This is a genomic window from Pseudomonas iridis, assembly GCF_017980685.1.
Classification (GTDB): Bacteria; Pseudomonadota; Gammaproteobacteria; order Pseudomonadales; family Pseudomonadaceae; genus Aquipseudomonas; species Aquipseudomonas iridis.
On the sequence record NZ_JACXXO010000005.1, the window covers coordinates 216295 to 228664 of the forward strand.

Consider the following 12370-nt stretch of genomic DNA (forward strand, 5'->3'; position numbering starts at 1 on the left):
GTTTGCAAAGTCATACCGCCACCTCTTCGCGGTCGGCATTGGTCTTGCCAAAACGTCGGCCCATACGGTCGAAATACAGGTAGATCACCGGTGTGGTGAACAGCGTCAGCACCTGACTCACCAACAAACCACCCACCATCACCAGACCCAGCGGTTGGCGCAGCTCAGCCCCGGAACCGGTGGCGAGCATCAATGGCACGGCGCCGAACAGCGCCGCCAGCGTGGTCATCAGGATCGGCCGGAAACGCAGCAGCGCCGCTTGATAGATCGCCTCCTGCGGCGCCATACCCTGATTGCGCTCCGCATCGAGGGCGAAGTCGATCATCATGATCGCGTTCTTCTTGACGATGCCGATCAGCAGGATGATGCCGATGATCGCGATCATGCCTAGGTCGTTGCCACTGAGCAGCAATGCCAACAACGCACCGACCGCCGCTGACGGCAGAGTCGAGAGAATGGTGATCGGGTGGATATAACTCTCGTAAAGCACGCCGAGCACGATGTACATGGTCACCACCGCCGCCAGAATCAGCAGCAAGGTGCTCGACAGCGATGCCTGGAACGCTTCGGCCGCGCCCTGGAACTGGGTCTGCACGCCGACCGGCATGCCGATGTCTTTCTGCACCTGTTCGATGACGTCCACCGCATGCCCCAGCGCTACGCCTGGTGCGAGGTTGAACGACATCATCACCGCCGGGAACTGGCCGATGTGGGTGATCGCCAGTTGCGCCTGGCGCTCCTCGACATGGGCCAGACTCGACAGACGCACCTGCGCGCCGTCAGTGGTCTTGACGTGAATCTGATCCAGCGCCTGCGGCCCGATCCTTTCCCCGGCCTGCGCCTGCAATACCACGCGGTACTGGCTGGCCTGAGTGTAAATGGTCGAGATCTGCCGCTGGCCGAAGGCGTCGTACAGCGCATCGGTGATGTTCGCCACCGACACACCGAGGCGCGACGCCGCATCACGGTCGATCACCAGATAAACCTGCAAACCCTTGTCCTGCAAGTCACTGGCGACGTCGGTCAGCTCCGGACGTTGCGCCAGGGCCTGGACCAATCTGCCGCTCCATTGGCTCAACAGCTCGGAGTCTGGCGAGGACATGCTGAACTGGTACTGGGTGCGGCTGACGCGGTCTTCGATGGTCAGGTCCTGCACCGGTTGCATAAACAGACGAATGCCGACCAGTTTGTCCAGTTGCGGTTGCAGGCGCGCGATGATTTCGGTGGCGGTGAGATCACGCTCGCTGTGTGGTTTGAGATTGATCAACAACCGCCCGCTGTTGAGCGTGGCGTTATCGCCATCGACGCCAATGTAAGACGACAGGCTCTGCACTGCCGGGTCTTCAAGAATGACCTTGGCCAATGCCTGTTGACGCTCACCCATGGCGGCGAAGGAAATCGACTGCGGCGCTTCGGAAATACCCTGAATCACCCCGGTGTCCTGCACCGGGAAGAAGCCCTTCGGCACGACCATATAGAGGAACACAGTCAATGCCAGAGTGCCGATGGCGACCAGCAACGTCAGCGGCTGATGCTTGAGCACCCAGCGCAGCATCCGACCGTACTCGGCGATCATCCAGTCGATACACGCGCCGCTGGCCCGGTAGAACCGGCCCTGCTCATGTTCTTCGGGTTCGCGCTTGAGCAGACGCGCGCACATCATTGGCGTCAGGGTCAGCGAGACCACGAGGGAAATCAGGATCGCCACCGCCAGGGTGATGGCGAATTCGCGGAACAGCCGCCCGACCACGTCGGCCATGAACAGCAGCGGGATCAGCACGGCTATCAGCGACAGGGTCAGGGAAATCAGGGTGAAGCCGATCTGCTTCGCGCCTTTTAGCGCGGCCTGCATCGGGCTGTCGCCCTCCTCGATGAAGCGCGAGATGTTTTCCAGCATCACGATCGCATCGTCGACCACGAAACCGGTGGCGATGGTCAGCGCCATCAGGGTCAGGTTATTGACCGAGAATCCGGCGAGATACATCACGCCGAATGTACCGATCAGCGACAGCGGCACAGCCACCGACGGAATGATCGTCGCGCTGAAACGGCGCAGAAACAGGAACGTCACCATGACCACCAGCGCGATGGCGATCAGCAGTTCGTGCTGCACATCTGTGACCGAGGCGCGAATGGTTTGGGTGCGATCGGTGAGAACAGTGACTTCGAGGCCGGCCGGCAAATTGTCGGTGATGCTTGGCAGCAAGGCTTTGATCCGGTCGACCACCTCGATGACGTTAGCGCCCGGTTGACGCTGAATATTCAGTAGCACGGCCTGATTCAGATTGGCCCACGCGGCCAGGCGCTCGTTCTCGGCGCCGTCGACAATTTCCGCGACATCCTTGAGCCGCAACGGCGCGCCGTTCTTGTAGGCGAGGATCAGGTTGGCGTAATCCTCGGGCGACGTCAGTTGGTCATTGGCATCGAGCATCGACACCCGGGTCGGGCCGTCGAAGTTACCTTTCGGCTGGTTGACGTTCGAAGCGCCGATCAAGGTGCGCACGTCCGACAGGTTCAGACCATTGGCGGCCAACGCCTCCGGGTTGACCTTGATCCGTACGGCCTGACGCTGACCGCCCGCGATACTGACCATGCCGACGCCACTGATCTGGGCGATTTTCTGCGCCATGCGCGTATCGACCAGGTCATTGAGTTTGGGCAGTAGCATGGTTTTCGAGGTGATGGCCAGGGTCAGCACCGGGGTGTCCGCCGGGTTGACCTTGTTGTACACCGGCGGCGCCGGCAAGTCGGTCGGTAACAGATTGGTCGCAGCGTTGATTGCCGCTTGCACCTGTTGCTCGGCGACATCCATGTTGATGTCGAGGCTGAAACGCAGGGTCAGCACCGAGGCGCCGCCGGAGCTGGTCGAGGCCATTTGTGTCAGGCCCGGCATCTGCCCGAATTGACGTTCAAGCGGCGCGGTGACGGCGCTGGTCATCACGTCCGGGCTGGCGCCGGGATACAGGGTCATGACGCGGATGGTCGGGTAATCGACTTGCGGCAGCGCCGAAACTGGCAGCAGGCGATAAGCGATGAGGCCGGCCAGCACAATGGCCAGCATGCTCAGGGTGGTGGCTACCGGACGAAGGATGAACAGCCGCGAAATGTTCATGCGCCCTTCTTGGCCTTGTCAGTAACAGCGGCATCAGTCGGGGTAGCGGCGGACTTGCCTTGCAGGTGTTCGGTCGGTGTGGTCGGCACTTGATTGCTGTCGTTGACCACCTCCACTTCGCTGCCTTCCTTGAGTCGGTCGGTGCCTTCCAGCACTACGCGGTCGCCAGCGGCCAGGCCTTCAGTGATCACGGTGTTTTCACCGTCACTGGCGCCGATCTTCAACTGACGAATCGTGACTTTCTTGTCGCCGTCCAGCGCGTAGACGAAGGTGCCGTTGGTGCCGAACTGAATCGCGGCGGACGGTGCCAACACAACGTTTTTCAGGGTATCGGCGAGCAGGTGCACGTTGACGAACTGATTGGGGAACAGCGACTGATCACGGTTATCGTAACGGGCCTTGAATTTCAGGGTGCCGGTGGCCACATCGATCTGGTTGTCGAGGCTTTGCAGCACACCGGTGGCTTGCAGTTTGGTGTCGCCGCGATCCCACGCTTCAGCCGGCAGCTTGGCGCCGCTGCGATAACGGGCGAGCACGGTTTCGAGGTTGTTTTCCGGCAGGGTGAAGGCGACGCTGATCGGCTGAGTCTGGGTGATCACCGCCAGAAACGTGGTGTCGTTGGCCGCAACGAGGTTGCCGACGTCCACTTGACGCAGACCGACGCGACCGGCAATGGGGGCGCGGATTTTCGTGAATTCGAGATTGAGTTTCGCGTCGTTGACCGCCGCCTGGTTGGTCTTGACCGTGCCCAGATACTGGCCGACCAGCGCTTCGGCGGTGTCCAGCGTCTGCTTGGCGATGCTGTCTTCCTTGAACAGACCGCGATAGCGTTCGACATCAACCTGTGCGTTTTTCAGTTGCGCCTGATTCTGCATCAAAGTGCCTTGCGCCTGAAGCAAGGCGTTCTGGTAGGAGCGCGGGTCGATCTCGGCAAGCAAATCGCCCGCCTTGACCATCTGGCCTTCCTCGAAATGGATTTTCACCAATTCGCCACCCACTCGACTGCGCACGTTGATGGTGTTGAGCGCAGTGACGGTGCCGAGCGCTTTGTAATACAGCGGAAAGTCACCCGTGACCGCCGGCGCCACGCGCACAGGAATTGGCCCGGTGCCGCCGCCAAAGCCCGGCCGCATCATCCCGGAACGCCCGGTATGGCCGGCTGCAGCCTTCTCGCCGCCCTCCTTGTCGGCTGAACCGGCGGGCCAGAATTTCCAGCACAGTACGGCGATAACCAACAAGACAAGCAGGCTGAACAGCCAGCGACGGGAGTTGCGGGGAGACGATTGCATGGAGTGATTAACCATTGGGCGCGTGGGCTTCTTCTACGGGAGGCTGAACGATAAGCACTGACGGGAATTAAGCAAAGCAGCTTTACCGGCAATTTACCTTCAACTTACGTTTCAAGGTGTGAGTCAAAACACTGATACACAAATGAAAACGGCCTGGACAGGGCCAGGCCGTTAACAATTGTAAAAGCGCTGTTGCGCAGTTTACTTCAGTACCGCCAGAGCAGCGTCGTAGTTCGGCTCTTCAGCGATTTCCTTGACCAGTTCGCTGTGCAGGACGTTGTCGTTCTCGTCCAGTACTACAACGGCACGGGCGGTCAGGCCTTTCAGCGGGCCGTCGGCGATGGCAACACCGTAGTTCTCGATAAACTCGGCGCCACGCAGGGTCGACAGGTTCTGGACGTTTTCCAGACCTTCGGCACCGCAGAAACGCGCCTGGGCGAACGGCAGGTCAGCCGAGATGCACAGCACCACGGTGTTGCTGATGTCGTTGGCCTGAGCGTTGAACTTGCGCACGGAGGTGGCGCAGGTCGGGGTGTCGACGCTTGGGAAGATGTTCAGCACTTTGCGCTTGCCGGCGAAGTCTTTCAGGGTGACGTCGGACAGATTGCCGGCAACCAGGGAAAAGGCTGGCGCCTTGGAACCGGCTTGTGGCAACTGGCCGTTGACTTGAACCGGGTTGCCTTTGAGGGTGACTTGAGCCATGACTTGAGTCCTTCTGAACGTTGTTTTAGAAAATCACGCAGGGGCCGAAGTTAACCACGAAATTGTTCGACAACCTATGCCCGCGCTGAAATTGTCATGTTCTGAAATGAAAACTGCATACAACTCGTAACCCCTGTAGGCGCGGCGTTCCGCAGCTCAGGGGCTTGGGTGATGAACGCACAGTGACCCGTCATCGAAACCAAAGAACTGGTGGCCGGGTACTGGATCTGGGACGTGAAGTCGAAAGAGGAAGCTATCGAATGGGTCAAGCGCTGCCCCAACCCGATGCCGGGCTGTGATTCGGCAGATCTTCTCGGCAGAGGATTTCGGTGCAGAGTTCACGCCTGAGCTGCGGGAGCAGGAAGAGCGGATTCGCGAGCAAGCGAAAAAGCCCCGAGCAGTCCTCCGTGAACGCGACCTACTGTAGGAGCTGCCGCAGGCTGCGATCTTTTGATCTTGTTTTAAACAATTAGAGTCAAAAGATCGCAGCCTTCGGCAGCTCCTACATTTGACTAGTCAGATTGCCTGGATATTTTCAGCGGCCTGTTTGCCACTGCGATTATCAACTGTTATTTCATATGAAACTTTCTGACCCACGCTGAGGCTATTCAGTCCGGCCTGCTGAACCGCGGAAATATGAACGAATACATCTTGGCTGCCGTCATCTGGTTGAATAAAGCCAAAACCCTTCGTTGCATTAAAAAACTTCACAACCCCCGTAGCCATACCCACCTCTCTTCGCTCATTTGCGCGCACGCCAATAATGCTGCGCGGTACACAAGCATCAAACGCCCCTCCCCTAATCTCGACAACTGTCAAACCTGACAGGGTGTAAATATCTACAGTGCGTCTGCGTCACTAACTACTCGGTAAACAATTTCGCTGTCATCCTGCGCATGAGGGTGATCGGGATGCGTGGGGACGTGATATTCGCGAGGTGATGCAGGGAGATCGCGCGATTCGGTATTTTCGGTGGCTTGTCGGGCAGTGATGCTGCCCACTGTAGGAGCTGCCGCAGGCTGCGATCGTTTGATCTTGTTTTAAACAATCAGAGTCAAAAGATTGCAGCCTGCGGCAGCTCCTACAGGGTGCGCGATTATTTAGCTTCAGCTTTCAGCTTGAGAAACGACTGATGCAGATCCGAAGCCCAGCCATCGATCACGGCTTTGACGTCATTGGCCTGCATCACTTGCGAGTCGTTCTCCAGCGGTTTGCCAGTCCCTTTACGCACGACCTGAGCGACGACCTTGTTGGTGCCGCCATCCATGAACACCGCTTCAGTGGCCAGGGTAGTTTCCTGATCGCGGATCCCCGTGGCAGTGCTCACTGCTGCCGCCACCAGTGCAATCGGGATCACTTCATAAACCTGCAGGCCTTTGGTCTTGCTGCTCACAGCGGTGATCGCCGGACGCACGACAATCACCCCAGGACCAGGGCCGGTGGCGAGTGGCAACGACTTGCCGAGCTCACGCTTGAGCGCCTGATCGTAGTAGCTGGTAATGCCGTTGAGAGTTTGTTGCGGGACCTTTGCAGTCGCTTGTGGTTTGGGATAGAGCTGGCTCGGCTCGACATAAACGCTGGTGAATGTGTTGACGTCGAGTTTCGGGTCCATCCAGCGCATCACCTCGGCGCCGGACGGTGACTTGGCCTCCTTCAGCTGACTGTAGTCCTTGAGAAACCCCGAATATTCATCGGGAGCGACGGTTTTGCTTGAGCAGCCCACCACGCCGAGGGTGGCGATGCACAGCGTGCCCATCATTACTGCTAGCTTCATGCTGTAACTCCTGTCAGAAGGCCTGAATGTATTGCGTGAGGGGGAGATACAGGTATAGCTAAAACCGCAGCAATTGCGATTTGAAACCACAAAAAAAGCGTGATTCTGGAGGGGTCGTCCAAGGTACAACCGGTTGAAGCGCAATGCGCGGCTCTCGCGGTGCAAAACGGCGAGGAACCAAGGGCGCAGGTGCTGTTGCAGGGGTGGAAGAGGATTTACATGGGTGACCCGGCGCTGAAGTGACCGGCTGGAGATTGTTGTCCCCTCACCCTAGCCCTCTCCCGAGGGAGAGGGGACCGATTGGGGGATGCTCAGGAGATTCATCGACGAGAACAATGCTCTGTGAATCCATAGCCGACTCGGTCTTTCAAGTCGGTGTAGATCGTCGCACTACTCGGTCAGTCCCCTCTCCCTCCGGGCGGTCCTACGTTTCGGGAGAGTCAGGGTGAGGGGCTTTTGATCTTCAGCCCGTCACCAGGAAGAGGTTTCACCACTGCGCAACGCTATCTCTCGCCGGGTATTGGCGCGCATAGCCTTGTACAACGACACCGTGCCCACCAGCAAAATCGCCGCGCCAAACAGGAAGTCGATGTTGTACAACCGGAAATCCTCCACCGGCCCGATCAGCAGCACCCGCACCAGCGCAACACCCACCAGCGTGGCGAGGAAGTCGATCCCCGGCTCTTCGCGATAGAACACCAGCAACAGCGGCAGACACAGCACCAGCAGAAACAACAGCACCACGGCTTTGAACGAGCCCTTGCGCTCAACGCTGAATGCGCATTCGTGCGGGCCGTAGGCCTTGTAGTCTTCGTCGCGGATCAGCGAGGTCTTCTCGTTGATGTAGTCGACGCGGTTGTACTTCTGGATCGGCGTGAAGGTGTTGGACATCTCCATCAGCGTGGTGATGTTCTTGAAGCGCAGGTCGATGCGCTCGCTGCCTTTGACGTAATACAGCACCGGTTTGTAGCCGTAACGGTAGGTGTCGAACGGGAACTCGGTGACCTGCCCCTGCACGCCAATCGGACGCGGTTCAAGTTCGGCAAATGCGCTTTTGTTGGTGGCTGAGAGGTTGCGACTCAGGGGCTGGACCTTGACCTGCTCAAGGAAGATCGGCGTCGCGCCGTAGGACCACTGCAACGGTTCCAGGCGCAGACGCAGTTCGTTGCGGCCCAGATCGTAGCGGTTGAATGTGCGTTCGGAGACCACCAGTGAACCGCTGAGCATGAACTCGCCACGCAGGTTGTTGGTGACGCGCAAGGTCAGTTGGTCCTTGCCCAGCAGCGCCGCTTCAGTGGACGGCGGCGTGCCACACCATGCGGTGCTTTCGCCGACACCGCCGAGTTGGCCGTCGCGGTTTTGATTGAATACATAAAAGTAACTGGCCCACAGCGTCAGCATCAAAAGCAACGCGGTGAGGCCCAGGATTTTCTTGCCCGGACTCACTGATCAGACTCCCTTCTTCGATTCTACCGTCCAGCCGAAAACCCGCTGGCGACGGCGACTCTACCAAAAGGCCACCATCGACCCAAGGAAAAATCCCGAATGAGCCAGGGTTCTAGGGGTTTCCCCGGTATGGCCAGGATCAAAGGATCGCAGCCTTCGGCAGCTCCTACAGGAGCTGCATTCCCATGCAGGAGCTACCGAAGGCTGCGATCTTTTGATTCATCAGCGTCTACGAAACAACGGGCGCGGCTCGATGACCGAGCGGCCATACAGCACGCTCATCCCTGCCAACCCCTTCAGCGCATCCTCAGCCGATTTGTCTTCTCGCACGGCAAAACTGTCAAACCCGCACTGGCGCATATGGCTGAGTTGATCACGCAACACGTCGCCAATCGCGCGCAATTCCCCGGTCCAGCCGAAACGGCTGCGCAACAGATAGGCCTGGCTGTAGCCGCGACCGTCACGAAAACTCGGAAAGTCCAGCGCAATCAGCGGCAGTGACGCAAGCCAGGGCACGAGGCTTTCGACGTCATCATCCGGGCCGAGCCACACGGCGTGGGTCGAAGGTCGTTCCAGCCAATGAATCAAAGGCAGAATCAGCAATCCCGGAGCACTGGCCAACACAGGCTCGCGGACCAGCGTCCACGGATCGTCCGTGACTATTTGCGCCACGCCCTCCTGCAACCGCAGCAGATTGTTCATGCCGACTCCTCCAGAGCTTTGGGATACACACGCTCCTTGAACGGCTCCAGTCCGATCCGCGCCAAAGTGTCGACAAACAATTCCTCACTCTCGCGATAACGCACAAAAGTGCCGATGATCCGCTCGATCACCTGCGGCACCTCTGCTGCGCTGAACGACGGGCCGATGACTTTGCCCAGCGCGCTGTGCTTACCCTGCGCGCCGCCGAGGGTGATCTGGTACCACTCGCTGCCGTTCTTGTCGACGCCGAGGATGCCGATATTGCCGATGTGGTGATGGCCGCAGGCATTCATGCAGCCGGAGATGTTCAGGCTGATGTCACCCAGATCGTGCAGGTAGTCGAGATTGTCGAAACGCGCCTGAATCGCCTGGGTGATCGGGATCGATTTGGCGTTGGCCAGTGCGCAGAAATCCCCGCCCGGGCAGGCAATGATGTCGGTCAACAAGCCGACGTTGGCCGTCCCCAGATTTAACCCGCACGCCAGTTGCCACAGCGCATACAGATCGGCTTTCGGCACATCGGGCAGGACGATGTTCTGCTCATGGGCGATGCGGATCTCGCCGAAACCGAAGCGCTCCGCCCAATCGGCCACAGCCAGCATCTGCAACTGCGTCACGTCCCCCGGCGGCGCGGCCTGACCGGGTTTGGTCGACAAGACTACGCTGGTGTAACCCGCCACTTTGTGCGGCTGCACGTTGCGCGCGACCCAACGGGCAAACGCCGGGTTTTCGGCCAGCCGCGTGCCGTAGTCCAGATCGGTGTCGGGCAGCGTGTGATACGTCGGTGGCACGAAAGCACTGGCGACCCGCTGATATTCGGCCTCGGTCAACTGCGCCGGGCCGTCCTTGAGGTGCTGCCATTCTTCTTCGACTTCTTTGGCGAAGGCTTCGATGCCCAGTGCCTTGACCAGAATCTTGATCCGCGCCTTGTACTTGTTGTCGCGCCGGCCATGGCGGTTGTAAACCCGCAGCACCGCCTCGACGTAGGACAGCAAGTGCTGCCACGGCAAGCCGTCACGGATCTGCAAACCGAGGATCGGCGTGCGTCCCAGACCGCCACCAACGATCACTCGCAAAAGCATTTGCCCATCGCGCCCGGGGTAAAGATACAGGCCGATGTCGTGCATCATGATCGCCGCGCGATCCTGCTTCGCCGAGCAGATGGCGATCTTGAACTTGCGCGGCAAGAAGAGAAATTCCGGGTTGATCGTCGACCATTGCCGGAGAATTTCCGCCAGGGGGCGCGGGTCGATCAACTCATCTGCCGCAACCCCGGCGAAGGCTTCGGTGGTGATGTTGCGCACGCAGTTGCCGGAGGTCTGGATCGCATGCATGTTGACCTGCGCCAGGCGTTCGAGAATATCCGGCACCTCAGCCAGTTCGATCCAGTTGAACTGCATGTTTTGCCGCGTGGTGAAGTGTCCGTAACCACGATCATAGTCAGCCGCGATGCTCGCCAGCGTGCGCATTTGCGCGGCGCTGAGCGTGCCGTAGGGAATAGCCACACGCAGCATGTAAGCGTGTTTTTGCAGGTACAGACCGTTTTGCAGACGCAGCGGCAGGAACTCCTCCTCACTCAATTCCCCGGCCATGAAGCGCTCGACCTGATCGCGAAACTGCGCAACGCGCTCGAACACCAGTGCGCGGTCGTAATCGTCGTATTGATACATGCAGCGGCTCCCACAGTTTTCGTAACAGCACTATGACGGAGCGGCGCAGCGCGTTACAGATTCACCTGAACGGATAAAAACCGTATCAGGGCGCGTCAGATGGCCGCAGGCAGCACTTCAATCTGATCCGCATAAATGAAAGATTCCTGAGCCTGTTTTGTTTCCGGTGGGGTTTCTACAGTGCAACCCATGCCAGACCGGGTGGCCTGGCAAGACTTTGCAACCGTGGATGAACTGACCATGAGCACAGCAACAATCGGACAGGCTTATAACTACAAGGTCGTCCGCCAATTCGTCATCGCGACTGTTTTTTGGGGTGTCGTGGGCATGGCGATGGGGGTATGGATCGCCTCGCAACTGGTATGGCCACAGATGAATCTGGACGTGCCGTGGACCACCTTCGGCCGCTTGCGACCGTTGCACACCAGCCTGGTGATTTTCGGTTTCGCCGGCAGCGCGCAATTCGCTGCCAGTTACTATGCCGTGCAGCGTACCTGCCAGGTGCGGCTGTATTCGGACAAGCTCGCCGCGTTCACGTTCTGGGGCTGGCAATCGGTGATCGTGATCATGTTGATCACCCTGCCGCTGGGCTACACCACCACCAAGGAATACGCCGAAATCGAATTCTCCGGTGCCGTGTGGATGGCCGTGGTCTGGGTTGCCTACGCCGTGGTGTTCTTCACCACTGTGGTGCAGCGCAAGACCAAACACATCTACGTCGGCAACTGGTTCTTCGGCGCGTTCATCCTGGTGATCGCCATGCTGCACGTGGTCAACCACCTGGCGATTCCGGTCGACTGGTTCAAATCCTATCCGGTGTATTCCGGCGCGACCGATGCCATGGTGCAGTGGTGGTACGGGCACAACGCGGTGGGGTTCTTTCTGACCACAGGCTTCCTCGGGATGATGTATTACTTCTTGCCTAAACAGGTCAATCGGCCGGTGTATTCGTACCGGTTATCGATCGTGCATTTCTGGGCGCTGATCACCCTGTACATCTGGGCCGGCCCACACCACTTGCACTACACCGCGCTACCGGACTGGGCGCAGTCGCTGGGCATGGCGATGTCGCTGATCCTGCTGGCGCCGAGCTGGGGCGGGATGATCAACGGGATGATGACGCTTTCGGGCGCCTGGCATAAGTTGCGTACCGACCCGATCCTGCGCTTTCTGGTGCTGTCGCTGGCGTTCTACGGGATGTCGACCTTCGAAGGTCCGATGATGGCGATCAAAACCGTCAACGCCCTCTCCCATTACACCGACTGGACCATCGGCCACGTTCACGCGGGCGCACTCGGCTGGGTGGCGATGATCACCTTCGGAGCGACGTATCACATGGTGCCCAAAGTGTTTGGCCGCGAGCAGATGTACAGCACGCCGCTGATCAACCTGCACTTCTGGCTGGCGACCATCGGCACGGTGCTTTATATCGCTTCGATGTGGGTGAACGGCATCACCCAGGGCCTGATGTGGCGGGCGATCAATGAGGACGGCACGCTGACCTATTCGTTTGTCGAGGCGCTGCAGGCCAGCCATCCGGGGTTCGTCGTGCGCTTTGCTGGTGGGGTGTTCTTCCTGACCGGGATGCTGCTGATGGCTTACAACATCTGGCGCACCGTGCGGGTCGCGGACGTCGCGCTGGCGCACCGCGAAGCGCAGATCGCCTGAGACAGGG

General features: G+C 59.2%; 9 protein-coding genes and 1 pseudogene. 2 read left to right on the forward strand and 8 right to left on the reverse strand.

Features of this window, described 5'->3' with window-relative positions; all coding sequences use genetic code 11:
* Positions 1 to 10: 10 nt before the first annotated feature.
* The 3 genes from IEQ42_RS11600 to tpx form a co-directional block, all read right to left on the reverse strand.
* Positions 11 to 3112 (reverse strand): MdtB/MuxB family multidrug efflux RND transporter permease subunit, encoded by a 3102-nt coding sequence (locus IEQ42_RS11600; RefSeq protein ID WP_210703622.1) that lies wholly within the window; start codon positions 3110 to 3112, stop codon positions 11 to 13.
* Positions 3109 to 4416, reverse strand: coding sequence for an MdtA/MuxA family multidrug efflux RND transporter periplasmic adaptor subunit (locus tag IEQ42_RS11605; RefSeq protein WP_210703623.1), 1308 nt, complete (start codon positions 4414 to 4416; stop codon positions 3109 to 3111). The genes IEQ42_RS11600 and IEQ42_RS11605 overlap by 4 nt, the downstream gene beginning before the upstream one ends.
* Positions 4417 to 4602: 186 nt before the next feature.
* Positions 4603 to 5103: a thiol peroxidase gene (gene tpx / locus IEQ42_RS11610; RefSeq protein ID WP_034155955.1), complete on the reverse strand. Its 501-nt coding sequence runs from the start codon at positions 5101 to 5103 to the stop codon at positions 4603 to 4605.
* A gap of 186 nt (positions 5104 to 5289) precedes the next feature.
* Between tpx and IEQ42_RS11615 the strand changes: the two are divergent.
* A pseudogene (locus tag IEQ42_RS11615) lies at positions 5290 to 5530 on the forward strand (YciI family protein); the annotation flags it as partial.
* Between the two features lie 89 nt (positions 5531 to 5619).
* Here the strand turns inward: IEQ42_RS11615 and IEQ42_RS11620 are convergent.
* The 5 genes from IEQ42_RS11620 to IEQ42_RS11640 all read right to left on the reverse strand — a co-directional run bounded on the left by IEQ42_RS11620 (position 5620) and on the right by IEQ42_RS11640 (position 10695).
* The gene (locus tag IEQ42_RS11620; RefSeq protein ID WP_210703624.1) at positions 5620 to 5829 is read right to left on the reverse strand and encodes a cold-shock protein; all 210 of its coding nucleotides are present in this window, start codon (positions 5827 to 5829) and stop codon (positions 5620 to 5622) included.
* Between the two features lie 370 nt (positions 5830 to 6199).
* A complete protein-coding gene (locus IEQ42_RS11625) occupies positions 6200 to 6877 on the reverse strand; it encodes a DUF3313 domain-containing protein (RefSeq protein ID WP_210703625.1) in 678 nt (225 codons plus the stop codon).
* A 471-nt stretch (positions 6878 to 7348) separates the two neighbouring features.
* Positions 7349 to 8323 (reverse strand): hypothetical protein, encoded by a 975-nt coding sequence (locus IEQ42_RS11630; protein ID WP_042558983.1) that lies wholly within the window; start codon positions 8321 to 8323, stop codon positions 7349 to 7351.
* A 222-nt stretch (positions 8324 to 8545) separates the two neighbouring features.
* Positions 8546 to 9025, reverse strand: a complete 480-nt coding sequence (locus IEQ42_RS11635) for a DUF934 domain-containing protein (RefSeq protein ID WP_210703626.1) — start codon at positions 9023 to 9025, stop codon at positions 8546 to 8548.
* Positions 9022 to 10695: a nitrite/sulfite reductase gene (locus IEQ42_RS11640; protein ID WP_210703627.1), complete on the reverse strand. Its 1674-nt coding sequence runs from the start codon at positions 10693 to 10695 to the stop codon at positions 9022 to 9024. Before IEQ42_RS11640 ends, IEQ42_RS11635 begins: the two co-directional genes overlap by 4 nt.
* A gap of 240 nt (positions 10696 to 10935) precedes the next feature.
* Between IEQ42_RS11640 and ccoN the strand changes: the two genes are divergently transcribed.
* On the forward strand, positions 10936 to 12363 hold the full coding sequence (gene ccoN / locus IEQ42_RS11645; RefSeq protein ID WP_210703628.1) for a cytochrome-c oxidase, cbb3-type subunit I: 1428 nt from the start codon (positions 10936 to 10938) through the stop codon (positions 12361 to 12363).
* Positions 12364 to 12370 lie beyond the last annotated feature (7 nt).

Excerpts from the sequence above, each read along its gene's own strand:
- IEQ42_RS11620 (WP_210703624.1), bottom strand. The coding sequence starts at position 5,829 with ATGGCTACGGGGGTTGTGAAGTTTTTTAATGCAACGAAGGGTTTTGGC.
- IEQ42_RS11635 (WP_210703626.1), bottom strand. The coding sequence starts at position 9,025 with ATGAACAATCTGCTGCGGTTGCAGGAGGGCGTGGCGCAAATAGTCACG.
- IEQ42_RS11600 (WP_210703622.1), bottom strand. The coding sequence starts at position 3,112 with ATGAACATTTCGCGGCTGTTCATCCTTCGTCCGGTAGCCACCACCCTG.
- ccoN (WP_210703628.1), top strand. The coding sequence starts at position 10,936 with ATGAGCACAGCAACAATCGGACAGGCTTATAACTACAAGGTCGTCCGC.
- IEQ42_RS11605 (WP_210703623.1), bottom strand. The coding sequence starts at position 4,416 with ATGGTTAATCACTCCATGCAATCGTCTCCCCGCAACTCCCGTCGCTGG.
- IEQ42_RS11640 (WP_210703627.1), bottom strand. The coding sequence starts at position 10,695 with ATGTATCAATACGACGATTACGACCGCGCACTGGTGTTCGAGCGCGTT.
- IEQ42_RS11625 (WP_210703625.1), bottom strand. The coding sequence starts at position 6,877 with ATGAAGCTAGCAGTAATGATGGGCACGCTGTGCATCGCCACCCTCGGC.
- tpx (WP_034155955.1), bottom strand. The coding sequence starts at position 5,103 with ATGGCTCAAGTCACCCTCAAAGGCAACCCGGTTCAAGTCAACGGCCAG.